Annotated in this window: 11 protein-coding genes and 1 pseudogene; 4 read left to right on the top strand and 8 right to left on the bottom strand. The window is 33.5% G+C overall.

The genetic code is table 11. From position 1 onward, the window contains the following. The first annotated feature begins 368 nt into the window (after positions 1–368). From atpG to WOO_RS00590, 4 genes and pseudogenes are all read left to right on the top strand, one after another. A complete protein-coding gene (atpG, locus tag WOO_RS00605; protein ID WP_014868779.1) occupies positions 369–1,241 on the top strand; it encodes an ATP synthase F1 subunit gamma in 873 nt (290 codons plus the stop codon). A gap of 19 nt (positions 1,242–1,260) precedes the next feature. Further along, positions 1,261–2,595, top strand: coding sequence for a TldD/PmbA family protein (locus WOO_RS00600; RefSeq protein ID WP_014868778.1), 1,335 nt, complete (start codon positions 1,261–1,263; stop codon positions 2,593–2,595). A 175-nt stretch (positions 2,596–2,770) separates the two neighbouring features. Continuing rightward, positions 2,771–3,025, top strand: a complete 255-nt coding sequence (locus WOO_RS00595) for a cold-shock protein (protein WP_014868777.1) — start codon at positions 2,771–2,773, stop codon at positions 3,023–3,025. 10 nt (positions 3,026–3,035) lie between these two features. Next, positions 3,036–4,055: pseudogene (locus tag WOO_RS00590) on the top strand (DEAD/DEAH box helicase); the annotation flags it as partial. Positions 4,056–5,618: 1,563 nt separating this feature from the next. On the opposite strand, the gene map reads toward WOO_RS00590, so the two are convergent. From map to secE, 8 genes are all read right to left on the bottom strand, one after another. Next, complete coding sequence (map, locus tag WOO_RS00585; protein ID WP_081730869.1) at positions 5,619–6,401, bottom strand: type I methionyl aminopeptidase; 783 nt, start codon at positions 6,399–6,401, stop codon at positions 5,619–5,621. A gap of 567 nt (positions 6,402–6,968) precedes the next feature. Next, entirely contained in the window at positions 6,969–15,491 is an 8,523-nt protein-coding gene (locus tag WOO_RS03730; RefSeq protein ID WP_014868775.1) for a DNA-directed RNA polymerase subunit beta/beta', read from the bottom strand. A 65-nt stretch (positions 15,492–15,556) separates the two neighbouring features. After that, on the bottom strand, positions 15,557–15,958 hold the full coding sequence (rplL, locus tag WOO_RS00570; protein ID WP_014868774.1) for a 50S ribosomal protein L7/L12: 402 nt from the start codon (positions 15,956–15,958) through the stop codon (positions 15,557–15,559). A 25-nt stretch (positions 15,959–15,983) separates the two neighbouring features. Then, positions 15,984–16,502 carry a 50S ribosomal protein L10 gene (rplJ, locus tag WOO_RS00565; RefSeq protein ID WP_014868773.1) on the bottom strand — a complete coding sequence of 173 codons (519 nt, stop codon included), beginning with the start codon at positions 16,500–16,502 and terminating at the stop codon, positions 15,984–15,986. 4 nt (positions 16,503–16,506) lie between these two features. Beyond that, entirely contained in the window at positions 16,507–17,166 is a 660-nt protein-coding gene (gene rplA / locus WOO_RS00560) for a 50S ribosomal protein L1 (RefSeq protein WP_014868772.1), read from the bottom strand. Between the two features lie 4 nt (positions 17,167–17,170). Continuing rightward, entirely contained in the window at positions 17,171–17,611 is a 441-nt protein-coding gene (locus tag WOO_RS00555; RefSeq protein ID WP_014868771.1) for an uL11 family ribosomal protein, read from the bottom strand. A 2-nt stretch (positions 17,612–17,613) separates the two neighbouring features. Continuing rightward, complete coding sequence (gene nusG / locus WOO_RS00550; RefSeq protein ID WP_148271162.1) at positions 17,614–18,450, bottom strand: transcription termination/antitermination protein NusG; 837 nt, start codon at positions 18,448–18,450, stop codon at positions 17,614–17,616. After that, positions 18,434–18,634, bottom strand: coding sequence for a preprotein translocase subunit SecE (gene secE / locus WOO_RS00545; RefSeq protein ID WP_014868769.1), 201 nt, complete (start codon positions 18,632–18,634; stop codon positions 18,434–18,436). Before secE ends, nusG begins: the two co-directional genes overlap by 17 nt. Positions 18,635–18,641 lie beyond the last annotated feature (7 nt).

The raw sequence follows: 18,641 nt of genomic DNA, 5'->3' as shown, positions 1-18,641 counted from the left end.
GATTTCAAGCTGAAAACGTATTTATAAGTCATTTAAGATAGTGTAGAATAGCTAGTTTGTAGAATGTTAAACAACTAGCTACTACAAGGTTTCTTTTATTTTCTTTTCTGCTTAGTAAATTTTCTAAATATTTATAGTTAGCCATATAATTATGAACGAAGTTATGCTCTTACAACGGATAGCGTCATTCAACATGTAAGCTGGAAGTCTATATTTCTTTTTTTTAGATTTCCAGTGTTAGCTACTTAGGTAACATTATGAACGCTAATTCTGGTGCCGTGTATCATCTTATATTTTCTTTATATCAAAAAAACTTGTTTTTTAAAATGAATGATTGTATATTTTAATAAGCTAGAGTTATATATAAAATGGAGAGCTTAAAGGAACTATCTTTAAGAATCAAGAATATTAGATCTGTACAGAAAATCACGAAAATAATGCAAATGGTTTCTGCAGTAAAGTTATTGCAGAGCCAAAAAAAGTTATCAAATTCAAGATTGTATATATCTAAGCTGCATAACATTGTTTCTTCATTGCTGGTATCAGTTGATCAAGAATTTTTGGCAAAAATTTTAAATGTTGATAATGACAGTACTTATCTAGTATTTATTATTGCATCTGATCGTGGTTTGTGTGGTAACTTCAATTCTTCTATTGTAAGGTTTAGTCAAGAATATATTAGTAAGTTAATTATAAGTGGTAAAAAAGTAAATATTATATTTTTTGGTAGAAAAGCTTTTGACATGGGTAAAAATAGGTTTGACTCTGAAGTTATCTTGAAGGTTGAAAACAGTAAGGGAATTACGTTAAAGCATATAGAATCTTTAATTGATGATATTGATCTCAGTAAATACAATAAAGTCAAGGTTTTCTATAACAAATTTTATAATACCTTCACACAAAAACCGACATTGGAAACAATAAAGCCATGGAGTAAAGACTCATCTTTAATTATTAATTTTTTAACTACTTCAATGGTAGGTTATGGCTATGGGTACGAACCGCAAAATACTGAATTTATTTTGCAATCTTTAATTCGAGATTATATTACAGCTGCTCTTTACTCTGCTTTACTTGAAAGTGTAGTAAGTGAGAATAGCGCTAGAATGGTTGCTATGGAATCAGCAAATAGAAATACCGAAGAAATGCTGAATAAATTAGCTCTACTTTACAATCGTTCTCGTCAAGCAGCGATTACAACCGACTTGATTGAAGTGATAGGTGGTGCAGAATCTTTATGAAAACCTAAGGAGGTAATAAATGGATATACTAAATATTGCAGCAGATATTATAAAATTAGTAAAAAAGCAAAATCAAAGCGCAGAAGTTTCAATATATGAAATTAACAAAATCTCAGTTTCTCAACGCCTATCAAAAGTTGAACAAATATCCCAATCTAAAAATTGCACTGTAGGAATCAGAGCTATAGTAGACAAAACTAAAGCTGCATATATTTCTACAAATGATTTAAACAATCTTAGTAATACGGTGAGTCAAGTAGTAGAAATGGCAAAGAATGTGCCAAAGGATCCTTATATTAATTTTGCTGTAGATGGAGGTAATTATACTTCTTCTACAGATTTAGGTATCTTAGATAACAGTGTTGTAACTATTGATAATTTAAAAAAAATTGCTGAAGCTGCAGAAAATTCAGCTTTTTTATGTAAAGAAGTTGTTAATTCTGAAGGAGCCTCTGCTTCATATTCTTTAGTAAATACAGTGTTGTTTACTGTTTCTGGTTTTATCGGCTCATTTAGTAAATCAATCTTTGCTAATCAAGTTTCTGTTATTGCTGGAGGAAAAGGTAAAATGAAGGTTGGTTATAGTTACGATGTAGCGTGTAATTTTTACGACCTAAAATCGCCAAGGTTAATAGGAAAAGAAGCAGCAAAAAGAGCGATTGACCAATTGAATTCACGTTCAATTAAAACTGGCAAACTTCCAGTTATTTTTGAAAAAAGAGCAGCAAAAGAACTGGTAAAAAGTTTTGCTTCTGCTATAAATGGTAGTAGCATCGTAAGTAGCAGCTCTTTCTTGAGAAATAGTTTAAATACTCAGATCTTTAATAATAGAATTAACATCATTGATAACCCATTGCTACCGAAAGGTATAGAATCAAGACCTTTTGATGGAGAGGGGATAATTAGCAAAAAAAACATACTTGTAAAGAATGGAGTGCTGCAAAATTGGATTTTAGATCTGTACTCAGCTAAAAAACTAAATTTAGAAACAACTGGAAACGCAATACGTGCAAACAACGCTGCAATTGTTCCTGCAGCTAGTAACTTTTATATTGAAAATGGAAATATATCGTTTGAAGAGTTGATTGAGGAAGTGAAAGAGGGAGTATATATAACTGATTTATTTGGCTTTGGTGTTAATTTAATTAATGGTGATTACAGTCAAGGTGCGTCAGGGTTTTTTATAGAAAATGGAAAAATAACGTATCCAATACACGAAATTACTGTTGCTAGCAATTTAGAAAATATGTTTAATAACTTGGTTGTTGCAAACGATTTAACTTTTTGTGGGCAGTTTAATTCGCCAACGATTAAAATTAATGAAATGATGATTGCAGGCTCGCTCGGTAATTAGAAATTCTAGTTGCATTAAATACAATAATTGTGTACTATAACCATGTAATGTTAGAGTAGACTATGGAGTATAGAGGTTTAGTTTTAATAACTAGACTTCAAGCATTTTCAGTTGTAATTTCAAAGTTTTTCATCACATTAGCAATATTAGTCAATAATTTTAAGGGGGTGTTTACATGGAATTTGGTAATATAAAGTGGTTTAGCGCTGAAAAAGGTTATGGTTTTATTGTGCCAGAAGCTAAAGGCAGCGATGTTTTTGTGCATATTAGTACATTAGAGCGTTCAGGGATAAGACCTGATTCACTTAAAGGAGAAAATAAGGAAAAGGGAATAAAAGGAGAAAGAGTAAGCTATGAGCTCAGAGAAGAGCGCGGTAAGAATGGAGAAGGAAAAAAATCTGCAATAAATTTAAAGTTGTTAGAAAGTTAACTAGATTTCGATGGTAAGAGTTTTTAATAGAGCTATAGGCAGCTTTCATGAAATGGATCTTCCAGTTTCACTCAAGCAAGTTCTAGATAAACATAATTTTTTCATTCCAACTCCGATTCAAGCACAGGCAATTCCTCTAGCTCTACAAGGTAGAGATATTCTCGGTTCTGCTCAAACGGGAACTGGAAAAACCTTGGCATTCGTTATTCCGTTGATTGCTAAGTTGTTAGATGATTTTAGTGTTAGTTCAGCTTTAGTTATTGTGCCAACTAGAGAGCTTGCACAGCAGATAACAAATGAAATAAGAAAGCTTTTATCTCAAAATTCCGTGTTAAAAATTGCCTTGCTAATTGGTGGTGAGTCTATTTTTAAGCAGTTAAGTCAGCTTCAGAAAGAGCCACAAATTATGGTAGGTACTCCTGGTCGTATTATAGATCATATTGAACGTGAAGCTTTGATGGCCTATAATGTCAATACTCTTGTGCTTGATGAAATGGATCGTATGTTCGATATGGGCTTTGGAGTTCAAATTGAAGAGATTATGAAATATCTCCCAAAAATACGACAAACTCTCATGTTTTCTGCAACTCTTCCTAATAGTATAATGAAGCTTGCTGTGAAATATCTTGATCAGCCAGAACATATTTCTATTGAAAATGAAGTTACAATTTCTACAAAAGTTAAGCAAGAGATTATTTATGTATCAGAGCTAAAAAAATATGGTAAACTTATTACGCAACTATGTCAACGTGAAGGATCAATCATTGTATTTGTTAAAACGAAACAAGGAGCAGATCAGTTAGCTAATAAATTGCGCAAAGATAACTATAGTGCTTTGGCAATTCATGGTAATTTAATGCAGCGCGAACGTGAAAGGGTTATTAGTTCTTTTCGTAATGGTCGTAATCAAATTATGGTTGCAACAGATGTTGCTTCTCGTGGTCTTGATATTCCACATGTTCAACATGTTATCAATTATGATGTACCACAATCGCAAGCTGACTATATCCATCGTGTAGGTAGGACTGCATGAGCTGGAGCTGAAGGACATGCGTTATCTTTTATCACACCTCAAGATAGGAGAAAACTACTTGTACTTTCGAGCATAGCAGGAGAACCAAATTTTGATTATAGTGCACAGTTTAAAAAATATAATAATAAGAAGTTCTTTAAAAGATCAGATGCATTGAAAGATACGGTAAGAGAAGGATGAATTCTTTTGAAGAAAAGAGCAGAGTGCTACGGAAGATATACTTCTCTGTTCTTTAGAATTTGAGTATGAAAAGTAAGAAGAAGTAGTCTAAAAAGTTATTGTATTCGGTAGAACTTGATCTGACAGTAAAAAAAGAATAAATAGGTGTATTAATTTATCTAGTTTTAACTATTTTAAATAGCAAACATCTAAATCTTTAAATTTTAAAAAAATATTTATTAATATTTCACTATTTTTATGCCTAAGAGGAATCTCCTGTACAACTTTGAGTGTAAAATAATGTTACGTAAAGTAGGAAAAACTACCTAAATCTCCTTAAGCATTGTAGCAGTTAAAATTGATAGGAAAGTTATAGTTATTGCAATAATTCTCTTTAAGTTTCATCACCAACCTCTTAAAGGTGGTATAATGCGTCTTGCACTATCTTTTAAATAAGCAGGGCAGCAAACTTTTTGTTTTTTTTAGAACTTCATCAGGGGATTTTTACTACCTGTTTAATCAGGTAAAATAAAATTTCTATCTAAAGAGTCAAGTAAATTACAAAAATTAATAAGAGGCAAAATTTCTGGTACATTTGTTCTATCACATTGCCCTGCCGTTTCGATTGCCTATATAATTTTATTATGCTTAGATTAATATTTTTTATTAATGTATATTCTGTTACAATGAATTGAAAAGTTATCATCATTTCAGTCGCCTGTTTTATTATGTTGCTCAAAGTAGTGCTTTTTACTGTATTATAATATAAGTATGAATTTTCTTGATATTGCTATTGTTGATTAATTCATACTTTGAGCACGTAGCTTTCAGTAATTTACGTGATATAAGCGGTTACCTTTCCTGACTCTGATTACTTTCTCCCCGTCTTCTCTAATTAAAAAAAAGATTTATCATTCTTCTTAAGCTCCATTATATTGGAGATGTAGTTGACTTGTTGCAGGTGGGGAACAGCACCAAGTTATAATAACTTACGCACTTTCTTGGTATAAAGTCTAATTTTTTCTGTTAAATATATACTTTTATTAACAATAATCTTGTTAAAAGAATCATCCATCTGTAAACTGAAGAACTACATTACACTCAGAAAATCATCTATTTTTGAATAAGCCAGTAATACTTAAACAGACTCTTTGCTTTGTTTTGTACCTTTTAAAGATAACCTGATATTTAATCTGAAGATACTAGACGCTTTCTCAAAATGTAGAGTGATTTTTGCCTTTCCAATAAACATGGGCAATGAAAGTTCTTTACTACTTTTCCTCTTGTTTCCATCTTTGTGCAATCTTCTATAATAGTAACAGTTATTTCAGTCCAGCTTTTAAGAGTAGTTGTTTTACTGCTATCTCCTGTATGGATACAGAATGATAGAGCTGCAAGGCCTTAGTTATAAGGAGGGAAATGCCAGTTTTTGGGTGATAATGTGAATATTTCAACACCATCTTTTGTTACTCCAAGCGTGTGCTCGAATTGTGCAGAGAGTGAAAGGTCGCATGTTGTTACTGTCCAGCCGTCAAACTTGCTGAGCAAGGTTTCATGTCCTCCGGCATTGATCATAGGTTCTATTGTAAAAAACATACCCTCCTTTAAGATAAGATTTTCATCTTTATCATAAAAATGTAATACATTTGGCAGAGTATGAAAGGCTTTTCCTATACCATGCCCACAGTAGTTACGTACTATAGAATATCCAAAATCTTCAATATATTTTTCTATAGCAAGTCCTATTCTGTTCAATTTATTACCAGGTTTGACTTGTTTTATTGCTTCCATCAATGCGCCATAGGTAGCATTGCACAAACGTCTTGCTTTTATTGATGGTTTACCAACCCAAAACATGCGACTTGTATCACCATGCCAGCCATCTAAAATTACTGTAACATCTATATTTAAAATATCTCCGCTCTTAAGCGGTCTATCATCAGGAATACCATGACAGACAACAGCATTTTTTGAAGTACAGATTGACTTGGGATATCCTTTGTAATTGAGTGGAGCTGGAATTGCACCTGCTTTGGTTATAAAGTCATGACATAAGTCATTTAACTCATTAGTTGTTATTCCTACCTTTACATACGGTACAGTAAAATCAAGAGTTTCAGCTGCTAATCTACCAGCTTTACGCATAAAGTCAAAGTCTTTTTGCGAATGTATAGTTATGTTCATGTTTCCCATGTATTATCCTAGCTATCATAACACTTTTATGCAAAGTTTACAGTTCTACTTATAAGTTTGTGTTATCAGAGTAAGTTCTATAGAGTTTGTTAAGATGTAAACCTTAAGCATTTTGATGCATTTCTACCTAAAAGGTAGTGTATGTTACACAGTCATATGCTTTAAGTTAAAAGCAGCTACTTAAAACGATAATTTTAAATTATGGATAAAAAAGAAGAGCAAGAATATCAGTGGTTTATAAATTTAGTATTCACAATAGAAAAATTGATGTATACTTGAATTTAAGCAGTAAGCATTTTAAAACTGTGTTTATCAATTCAGTAAAGTTTGAGAGAGTATTAATGATTTAGCCGTGTGAGGCATGCAATAAACTATTATTATAAAGTTTGATTAGACTTGATTAAAATTAAGGTTTTTAGTAATTTACCTAAAAACTTAATCAAGAGCTGTAAATTTTGTCACTTCAATGCTTGGTAACGGAAACTACATAAAAAAACTGCCACATGTAGCATCTGCACAATTGTAGGTACTAATTGAGCACTATTCTTGGTAGTTTATTTAACTTGATTGGTCATAGTGTGATGCTACTACATTTTCTTTTTCACTAGGATGCAAGTAATAATTATTGCTCCTTAACAATTTTTCATCGTAAGTTTCGATATCAAAATATTTTTCGTATTTATTTATATCATTGCGAAGTGAGAGTGCCTTGATCTTGCTCATAATTAAGCCTGTACCAGCAGGAATTAATCTCCCTACTATAACATTTTCTTTTAACCCACTTAAAGAATCTTCCTTCCCGCAGAATGCTGCTTCTGTTAGAACTTTTGTTGTCTCTTGGAAGGAAGCAGCAGAAATAAATGAATTGGTTTCAAGGCTAGCTCTTGTGATTCCCTGTAGAATAGGAAGGTATTTAGCAAGCCGCTTGCCAGAATTATTCATAGCATCATTTTCTCTATCAACTTCCAACCTGTCAATGCTTTCTCCTACCAAGTAGGTAGTATCACCAGGATCAGTAATTTCTACTTTTTGCAACATTTGTTTTAGTATCACTTCTAAGTGTTTGTTGTCTATGCGAACACCCTGTAATCTATAAACTTGCTGTATTTCAGAAATCATATAGTGTGCTAAGGCCTCTAGTCCAAGTACACGTAAAATATCATGGAGATCAGGATCACCATCCATCAACAGGTCACCTTTACGCACAAAGTCACCCTCATTGACTATTACGTGCTTGCTTCTCGGTACTAAGTATTCAACTGGAGAGGTTTGTTCATCAACAGGTTTAACTAATATGCTACGTTTTCCTCTCCTATCTTTTTCAGAAAATGCCACATAACCGTCTACTTCACTAACAATAGCATGCTCTCTAGGGCGTCGTGCTTCAAATAACTCTATAACTCTTGGTAATCCACCAGTAATATCACGAGTTTTGACCGATTCCCTTGGCATTCTTGTAATGATGTCACCTGCTTGAACTTTTTGGCCATCTTGTACATTGAGTACTGCCCCTATTGGTATGAAGTAACATGCCTCAACACCACTTGCGAGTATCATTATTTCACCATTGTCGTCAAGCAGCACTATGCGAGGACGTAAATTAGCTCCACCAGAGTGCAATTTCCAATCTTTTACTACTTTGCTTGATATTCCTGTAGATTCATCCATAACCTCGGTGATTGATACTCCATCTTTCAGATCTTGGTAGGATACTGTACCTGTTTTCTCTGTGATGATAGGCAATGTATAAGGATCCCATTCTGCAACTTTGTCGCCAATTTTTACTAATTGACCTTCATCTGCATAAAGCTTGGAACCATAGGGCACACTATACCTTAATTTTTCACTACCAAGGCTATCAATCAATATAGCTTCACAAGAACGACTTATTACGATTTTATCCCCGTTTTTATCTATAATTATATTGCTATTGTTTAATTTTATTTTGGCATTAATAGAAGCTATAATATTTGAAGATTCAACGCCCCTAGTCATTACTCCGCCTATATGAAAAGTGCGCATTGTTAACTGAGTGCCAGGCTCTCCTACAGATTGAGCAGCTATTACACCTACTGCTTCACCTATTGAGACAACCCTGCCAGTTGCAAGATCTCTTCCATAACATAGTGTGCATATACCTGAGCTTACTTCACAGGTTAATGGTGATCTGATCTTTACAGCATCAAGACCTGCAATGTTAATTTGCTTTACCTTGATTTCATCAATTAATTCTCCTGCTTTTACTAATAATTCTTTTGTTACTGGGTTATATATATCGTTTGCAGCTGTTCTGCCCAGCACTACACTCTCTAAAGACGCAACTATAGTGCCTCCTTCAACTGTAGCTCTCACAACAAGACCATTTTTGGTTTCACAATCATGTTTTGTGACTATACAATTTTGAGATACGTCAACTAAACGACGAGTTAAGTATCCAGAGTTTGCAGTTTTGAGGGCAGTATCAGCAAGGCCTTTACGCGCGCCATGAGTAGAATTGAAGTACTCAAACACATTTAACCCTTCACGGAAGTTGGAAACTATAGGTGTTTCTATAATTTCACCGGAAGGTTTAGTCATAAGTCCTCTCATTCCAGCTAATTGTTTCATCTGTGAAGTAGAGCCCCTTGCACCAGAGTTAACCATCATATACACTGAGTTATATTTGCTATTTTTGTTATATATAGATATTGCTTTTAACATATCATTGGCTATCATATCCGTGCACTTAGACCACTCATCTATAACTTTGTTATACCTCTCGCTTCTAGTGATTAACCCATCTTGATATTGCATAGAGAACTTCTTAATTTCACTTCTTGCATGATTAACGTGTATGGCTTTAGTTTCGGGTATAACCAGGTCACAACGACTAAAGGAAGTACCAGAAAGTGTAGCGTATTCAAAGCCAAGTACCATTAACTTATCACAAAATTCTACTGTAGCGCTTTGGCCACAGTTACGATATACTATGTCAACTATATTAGTTACTTCCTTAACTGTTAATAACTGGTTTACAAGGTCAAAGCTTATATTCTTATGTTTTGGAAAGATCTGCCATAGCATTAAACGGCCAGGAGTTGTGTAAACAGTTTTATAGTGAATTTCATCATTACTGCTATGTTCTATCCTATACTTGATGTTAGAATGGATATGCAAAGTTCCATTATTCAAAGAGTGTTCAATTTCACCAAAGGTGCCTAAAAATAGCAAATCATCTTTTTTATTAGGTTGTTCTTGCAGAGTTAAGTAATATATACCAAGAATTATATCTTTACTAGGAACTATAATTGGCCTACCATTGGAAGGACTTAAGATGTTATTGGTTGACATCATCAATACCTTAGCTTCAAGCTGAGCTTCTAGTGAAATTGGTACATGCACTGCCATTTGATCGCCGTCAAAATCAGCATTAAATGCTGTACAGACAAGTGGATGAAGTTGTATTGCTTTGCCTTCAATAAGGATCGGTTCAAAAGCCTGGATACCGAGTCTATGTAAAGTTGGTGCTCTGTTTAACAAAACAGGATGCTCTTTTATTACTTCTTCCAATGTATCCCAAACTTCTGGTTTTTCTGCTCTTATCAATTTACTGGCAAATTTAATAGTTGGAGCCATACCATACATCTTGAGCTTTGAGTAAACAAAAGGCTTGAATAATTCAAGGGCCATCCTTTTTGGTAACCCACACTGATTTAACTTTAAAGTTGGACCAACAACTATTACAGAGCGTCCAGAGTAATCTACCCTTTTTCCTAATAGGTTCTGACGGAAACGACCTTGTTTCCCTTTTAGCATATCGCTGATAGACTTTTTATATCCAATGGTACCAACTTTATTTGCTAAAGCGTTACGACGGCTATTATCAAAAAGAGAGTCAACTGCTTCCTGTAGCATCCTTTTTTCATTACGAATCATGATTTCAGGAGGGTTCAAACTTAATAGTTTTTTTAACCTATTATTTCTATTAATAATAGTCCTATAATGGTGATTTAGATCAGAAACTGCAGGACGGCCACTTTCAAGAGATACTAAAGGACGTAAATCAGGTGGTAGAATAGGTATAGTTGTAAGTATCATCCATTCTGGCCTGTTTCCTGATTTGATGAAATTTTCAATGATACGTAACCTTTTTATAATCTTCTTTCTTCTTATTTCAGAAGCAACAGATTCTAACTCCTGTCTTAGATTTTTTCTAGTTTCATGTAAATCAAGACGAGCTAGCAATCCTCTTATAGCTTCAACACCCTGCATAACTACAAAGCTATCTGTTCCATAATTGTCTTTAGCTTCGTTGTAGGCTTTTTCACTAATAATCTCACCTTTTTCAAAGGAGGAAACAAGAGGATCTATTACAACATAGTTATCGCTATATAAAATGTTTTCAATGTCTTTTAGAGACATATCTAATAATGCTCCAATCCTTGAAGGAAGTGATTTCAAAAACCATATATGAGCGACAGGAGATGCAAGCTCTATATGACCCATCCTTTCTCTTCTCACCTTAGAGGATGTAACTTCTACTCCGCACTTTTCGCATATGCGACCTCTATGCCTTCTTTTTTTGTATTTTCCACATAAACATTCATCGTCATTGACAGGACCGAAAACCTTAGGACAAAATAATCCACCTTTCTCAACTTTAAATGTTCGATAATTTGCAGTTGAAACATCTTTTATCTCGCCGTAAGACATAGATTTAATACTTTCAGGGCTGGCGATTGATATGCTAATCTTATCGAAAGATTGTGCAATATTAGTATAAGATATGTCTTCAATAGCCACATCATTTTGTTTCAAAGCTACATTTAAACATAGAGAACGTAGTTCTTTTACCATTACATTGAAAGATTCGGGAGTTCCGCACTCGAAGTTGCTATCACCTTTTATTATCGATTCATAAATTTTAATTCTGCCATTAATGTCATCAGATTTTACAGTCAACATTTCTTGTAAAGTGTAAGCAGCACCATAAGCTTGCAATGCCCAACATTCCATTTCACCGAGACGTTGGCCACCGAAATGGGATTTTCCTCCAAGAGGCTGCTGAGTAACTAAGCTATAAGGACCTACTGAACGTGCGTGAATTTTGTCGTCAACTAGGTGATGTAATTTGAGCATGTACATATAACCAACTGTAACCTTACGGTCAAATTTTTCACCGGTACAACCATCGTACAGTATAGTTTGCCCAGAGTTATCTAAATCGGCAAGTTCAAATAATTTTGTTATTTTTTCGTCTTTTGGACCTTCAAATACAGGTGCAGCCACAGGAACGCCATCACGTAACTTATATGCAAACTCAATTAAATTATTATTGCTAATTTCATAAATATTGTTGCGAATAGATACGTTGCTACCACAGCTATAGACTTCAATAAGGAAATTACGTAAATTGTCATGAGCGCTTTTATAGGAGTTTAAATAATTTTCTACTAATGTATTTAGCTCATCATTTAGTGCTTTTTTGTTAGATCTATTGAAAATAGAAGCTGCTACTTCAGCATCACTAATTTCTTCAATTTTTCTATTATCAAGATATACTGCTGTGAATTTTGCAAAGCTATCACTGTTAAGAGATCTAATTTCCTTACAAAAAATACTTTTAATTTTATTAATTTCATCAAGAATGCTACTTACTTTTTCTCCTAACTTTTTACAAGCCCAACCTACATGAGCTTCCAGTATTTGTCCTACATTCATTCGTGATGGAACACCAAGAGGATTAAGAATAATATCAATAGGAGTACCATCTTCTAAATAAGGCATATCCTCCACTGGTACAACTCGGGAAATTACCCCTTTGTTTCCATGTCTACCAGCCATCTTATCTCCTGGCTGCAGACTGTGCTTCACAGCAATAAAAACTTTTACTGACATTGACACACCTTGAGGTAGGTCATAACCTTCATTTAGTTTTTCTATTTTTTGTTTAAATTGTATTGTTGCGTTTAATATTTTTTTGTCAAAATCTTTTTTTAAGCTCTTAACTTGCTCAGAGATAGATTGGTCTTTTAATCCTATACTCCACCATTGTTCGCGTTCAATAGTATTAAGTTTTTTCTGATCTTGAGAACAAGAATTGGCAAGAAGTTTTTTTAGCTCGTCATAAAAATATTTACTAATAACATTGATTATGTAATCTCGCTCCTTTTCTAAATCTTCCATTTCTTTTTGCTTAATAAGCAATGCTCTCTCACTTTCTTCGACTCCCCTACGAGTAAAGACTCGTACATTAATAACTGTTCCTTCAACATCTGGAGGTGTATACAAGGAGGAATCTGCGCAATCGAATGACTTTTCGCCAAAAATTGTCATCAACAATTTTGTTTCGGGAGGTAGTGAAAAAGATGGTTTAGGTGTAACTTTACCTACCAGAATATATCCTGGTCCTACTCTTGTACCAACTTTTACTATACCACTATCATCTAAGTGGTATAGATTTTCTTCATTGACACCAGGTATAGCACGAGTTATTTTCTCTGACCCTAAAGGAGTATCATGCACAACACATTCGAATTCTTCTATATGGATAGAAGTAAATAGATCTTTTTTAACAACTTCACTGGAGATAACAATGGAATCTTCAAAATTATAGCCTTGCCAAGACATAAAAGCGACTAGCAAATTTTTACCAAGTGCTAGCTCACCATTGTTAATTGCAGGGCCATCAGCTATTACATCACCTTCTTTAACATAGTCACCTACACGTACTAATGGCTTTTGGTTAATGCAAGTATTGTGGTTGGAGCGTTGAAATTTTTTTAAATGATAAATATCTACGTCCAAGTAGTTAACCCTTTTTTCATCAAAAGCACGTATGACTATAGAATTGCTATCAGAGCTATCGACTATGCCATCGCGTTTTGCTAAAACTACGGCACCAGAACCAGAAGCTACAAAAGACTCCATACCAGTGGCAACCAAAGGAGCAGTAGGTTTTAATAAAGGTACAGCTTGGCGTTGCATGTTTGAACCCATTAATGCTCTATTAGCATCGTCATTTTCTAAAAATGGAATTAAAGAGGCTGCAACTGATATTACTTGTTTAGGAGATACATCAATGTAACTTACTTGATCACTACTTACCATGGTAAAATTTCCAGCGTACCTACAATATAACATGTCGTCGATAAAACAATTATTTTTATCAAGCTTTGCACTGGTATCAGCTATATAATATGAACCTTCATCTATTGCAGATAGATACTCAATTTGATCAGTAACGACCTTATTAATTACTTTTCTATAAGGGCTTTCGATAAAACCATATTTATTAACACGTGCATATATAGCTAAACTGTTGATTAACCCTATGTTTTGTCCTTCAGGGGTTTCAATTGGACAAATTCTTCCATAGTGAGTTGGATGAACATCACGTACTTCGAATCCTGCACGATCTCTTGTTAAGCCTCCAGGACCTAGTGCTGATAGCCTTCTTTTATGAGTTATTTCAGATAATGGATTAGTCTGATCCATGAATTGGGATAGTTGAGAAGAATTGAAGAAATCTCTTAAGGAGTTGGTTAACACTTTCGGATTAATAAAATCTGATGGAGAAACTTTATCTAAACTAGAAGTGGACATGGAATCAATTATTACACGTTCCAATTTTAGTAACCCAGCTCTAAACTGATTTTCTATAAATTCCCCAACTGACCTCACTCTTCTATTTCCTAAGTGATCAATGTCATCTACAGATCCTTGGCCGTCACGTAACAGTACTATTTTTTTTACAATTTCAATGATATCTTCATGTGTTAAAACAGTTAAATTTTCATCGTAATTTAACCCGAGGCAAGAGTTAAGTTTCAATCTGCCAATGTTAGATAAGTCGTAATACTCAGGATTGAAGAAAAGATTATGAAAAAACTCTTCTACTATCTCTAAAACAGGGACTTCACCAGGACGTAAGACTCTATATATTTCATATAGAGCGTCTTGATAAGACATGCTTTCATCTAAAAGAAGAGTATTTAATATATAAGGTCCAACGGATAGATTATCGATATTTAATACTGATATTTCATTTATAGATAATAACTCAAGCTTTTTTACGTCTTCTGTCTTTATAGGCTCACCAGCAGATAAAATTTTTGTAGAGCTAACACTATCTATTAAATCTTCTGCAAGAAATAAACCACATACAGAATTAAAAGGCACTAGATACTCTTTTAGACCATCGTCATATAGCTTTTTGGCTAGCCTTGAAGTAATACGAACATTGTCCTTAAGCAACACATTGCCTTTAATATCTATTAAGTCAAAGGGTAATCTAACCCCTTTAAACCTGTCGAGCATAAAGGGTACTTTCCAACTGTTTCTATATTTTACATACTTTATCTTTTCATAGAATTTATCGAGTATACTGTTGTTCGATAAGCCCAATGCCTTTAATAAAACTGAGATTGGTAGTTTTCTTTTTCTATCAATGCGAAAATACAAAAAATCTTTGACATCAAACTCAATATCGAGCCAAGAACCTCTATAGGGAATAACTCTAGCAGAATAAATTAATTTACCAGAGTTGTAAGTTTTTCCCTTGTCACTATCAAAAAATAAACCAGGTGACCTGTGCATTTGTGAAACGATGACTTTTTCCACACCATTAATGATAAAAGTGCCTTTATCAGTCATCATCGGTAATTCACAAAAGTGGACTTCCTGCTCTTCTATAAATTTTATAATGGTTGTAAGTTTAGAATGATCACCGCTCTTTTTAATTAGCTTATATTCATCGAGGGAAATACCATCTTGTATAACAACGAGACGTATAAAAGCAATGACTCGAGCAGAAAAAGTTATGCTGCGCTTTATGCATTCAGATTCATCGTACTTAGGATTATCTATTCTACAGCTTATAAACTCAATAGTAGCCCTATGCAAAGGATCATCTACTGGAAAAACTGAATGAAAGATAGATTCAAGTTTTTCATTACCATGATCTCCAGGAGTAAATGATTTGTATGACTCTTTTTGGACCTTAACTGGGTTTAGTAAAGAATCCTTTAAATCAATTGACCTAGAATAAGAGATTCTAGGGATAAAAGCACCGGAAATATACATACAAGAAGAATCAACCATTAAAATACCTCAAACTAACTAAAAATGCTGCATCAATATGGAATTAGTATGTTTAAATAAGCATCTTATTCAAGTTCCACTTTGATTGCTCCTGCTTCGATAAGCTGTTGCTTTATTTTTTCTGCTTCGTTTCTAGGAATATTAGCAGTTAGATCTTGAGGTAAAGATTCAACTAGCTCTTTTGCTTCTTTTAAGCCTAATGTAGAATTAACCTTTCTGACTGTTCTAATGACTTCCATCTTTTTGCCTGCATCAATTTCTTTAATCACAACTTTACATTCAGTTTTTTCTTGAGCTGCAGGATTAGGAGTATTGTCACTAGTGGGTATATTAGCACTAACAACTCCACCAATAAAAGAACCAGCAGGTAACCCTATTTTTTCTTCTAAAACTTTTACAAGTTCAGCGGCCTCTAAGAGATTTAAAGATAATATTTTATCGGCCAAACTATTTGTTACGTTATTCATATTACTACCTAAATTATCAACAAATTTATTTTTTAGAACTATAATAATCCAACACTCTCACAAGCCTCATGAAAGGCGAGTTGATAGATAACGCTAATCGAGTAGGGATATTATAAGATATTAAACGCATAATTTTAATATGCAACTCATCTAGAGAAGGCAACTTAGCCAAGTTGCTAATATCCTTTACTGTAAGCAATTGATTTAAGTGAGCTGCACAAATCACAGACATCTTCTCTTTATTAGCGTCAGTGAAATTAACTATCAGCTTTGCAGCTTCCACTATACTACTAGAATATATAACAGCAACTGGGCCAGAAAACCTATCTGATAGATAAGGAAATTTACCAGCTCTTTCCAAGGCTAAACGGGCCAGAGTATTTTTAACTACTAACATCCCACCTGCCATAGACTTTAGCTTATTTCTCAAAGTTAATAAATCGTTAGCATTTATAGATTTAAAATTTACTAGTATTAAAAAATTATTGTTTGTAAACACGTTTACTATATTCTGTATAAACTCATCCTTACTTTCACGCTTCACTGTATTACTCCCTAACTATATCTTCCACTTTGCTTATTTCATAAGCTTTACCCATAGTCGAACTTAAAAAGACGTTCTTAAAATATATCCCTTTCGCAGACACAGGTTTATTATTTTTAACTGCTTTAAGAAAAGCTTTCAAATTTTCTAGTAAATCATCAACGCTAAACTTAGTGTTTCCTAATTTACCATGAATGATACCATTTTTATCTGTCCTAAACTTTATTTGACCAGACTTAATAGTTTTAATAGTCTCTGCAATGTTAGAAGTTACGGTACCAAATTTAGGATTAGGCATTAGTCCTTTAGCACTTAATATTTTTGCAATAGGAGTAATCTTTGCTATAAAATCAGGAGTGGTAATACACCAGTCAACGTTCAACTTTCTACCCTTTTTTATTTCTTCAACTAAATCCTCTCCTCCTATAATATCAGCATTGACTTTTTCAGCTTCTAATAAATGATTACCTTGAACAAAAACAGCTACTTTAATATTTTTTCCAGTACCTCTAGGCAAAACTACTGTACCACGCACCTGTTCTTCAGATTTGTGTGAATCTACACCTAAATTGACTGTAATATCAATTGATTCATTAAACTTTGCCGAAGCAGATTCAATAACCTTTTCTAAGCATTGTTTAGGATTATTGTAATGCGTATCCATACTTTTACCCTTCTATAACTTCTATGCCCATAGATTTAGCAGTGCCTATAACCATTTTCACTGCTGAGTTTTCATTGTCCACTTTCATGTCAACCATTTTATATCTTGCTATTTTGATTATAGTAGATATAGTCAACTTGACCACCAATTCTTTACCTGGTTGACGAGAACCTTTATTTAATTTAGCTTCTTGTTTTAGCAGATAAGTCACAGGTGGGCCACTGATGGTAAAATCATGGGAGCGATCATCCTTTACGGAAATTCGCACTGTTACTAAATCACCCACCTTATAATTGGCACCAGCTGTACTGGTGGCTTTATTAAAAGCCTCGCAAAACTTAGGAAGTGGTATGCCACGTGGACCAAGTACTGAAGCAATTCTTGGACCTGGAACTGCTTTTCCTGCTTCCATTAATAAGTTAATCTTAGCAATTATAATACTCATAGCTAATTCTCTACTTTCTCTACTTGCGCTAAATCCAACTCTATTATTGTTGGTTTACCTAAAATTGACACTTCTACATTGATAATTTTTTTCTCATTGTTAATCATATCTACTTTACCAATAAAATTTTGAAAAAGGCCATCATTAATCTTTACCTTTTCTCCTTTTTCATAACCATGACTTGATTTTTTCTTCTCTTGAGCGTTATAGAGTGCATTACACATTAAGTAAATCTCATCATCAGAAATTACTTTGGGAACGTTACCATTTTTTAAGAATCCATAAACTTTAAGAGATTTTGGTATATTATTGATAAAATTTAATACTTCGTCACACAAATTTACATATAAAAAAACATAACCAGGAAAACACCTCTTTCGTGTAGCAGTTTTTTTAGATCTTAACTCTGCTTCATTTGGTTCTTCATATGGAATAAAAACTTCCTTAAAATAATTACTAACCCCTAATCTCATAGAGTTTTCTAATATGTGTTGGCATACTTTCTCTTCATAATTAGAAACAACCCTTAAGATGTACCATTTGTATTTATTGAATTCTCTATGCTTCAGACTTACTTCATCGTCTGAAACTGCTTCAAGATTATCAGTTATGCTGCTGCAGCATTTTAATGTTTGATTTAATATATTCTTACTCTCATCACACAGATGCATATATATATATATTTTACATAATTCTTGTATGTCAGATTTTAAACTGCGCGTTGTTTGATAAGGAATAAACACCTCTTTGAAATAAGGAGTATTACTTACCAACTCACGTATATGTTTTTCATGCCCATAATTAATTTTAATGATGTGCCATTTATATTCCATAAACAATTCCAAATAAGGCTTTAATTATGTAGAGGGATATAAAATCTACTAAACAAAAGAAAACTGAAAAGCATAATATAACACCTGCTACAACAAATAAAGATGATAGTACCTCTTGTTTTTTTGCCCAGGCAACTTTTCTTATTTCTTGTTTTATATCATAAAAAAAACTACTTAAACTCTTTAACATCTCTAAT

The sequence above is a fragment of the Wolbachia endosymbiont of Onchocerca ochengi genome, from assembly GCF_000306885.1.
Lineage (GTDB): Bacteria > Pseudomonadota > Alphaproteobacteria > Rickettsiales > Anaplasmataceae > Wolbachia.
The sequence above is the reverse complement of the archived record's forward strand: the minus strand, read 5'-3'. Positions and strand labels throughout refer to the sequence as shown.

Excerpts from the sequence above, each read along its gene's own strand:
- atpG (WP_014868779.1), top strand. The coding sequence starts at position 369 with ATGGAGAGCTTAAAGGAACTATCTTTAAGAATCAAGAATATTAGATCT.
- WOO_RS00600 (WP_014868778.1), top strand. The coding sequence starts at position 1,261 with ATGGATATACTAAATATTGCAGCAGATATTATAAAATTAGTAAAAAAG.
- WOO_RS00595 (WP_014868777.1), top strand. The coding sequence starts at position 2,771 with ATGGAATTTGGTAATATAAAGTGGTTTAGCGCTGAAAAAGGTTATGGT.
- map (WP_081730869.1), bottom strand. The coding sequence starts at position 6,401 with ATGAACATAACTATACATTCGCAAAAAGACTTTGACTTTATGCGTAAA.
- WOO_RS03730 (WP_014868775.1), bottom strand. The coding sequence starts at position 15,491 with ATGGTTGATTCTTCTTGTATGTATATTTCCGGTGCTTTTATCCCTAGA.
- rplL (WP_014868774.1), bottom strand. The coding sequence starts at position 15,958 with ATGAATAACGTAACAAATAGTTTGGCCGATAAAATATTATCTTTAAAT.
- rplA (WP_014868772.1), bottom strand. The coding sequence starts at position 17,166 with ATGGATACGCATTACAATAATCCTAAACAATGCTTAGAAAAGGTTATT.
- WOO_RS00555 (WP_014868771.1), bottom strand. The coding sequence starts at position 17,611 with ATGAGTATTATAATTGCTAAGATTAACTTATTAATGGAAGCAGGAAAA.
- secE (WP_014868769.1), bottom strand. The coding sequence starts at position 18,634 with ATGTTAAAGAGTTTAAGTAGTTTTTTTTATGATATAAAACAAGAAATA.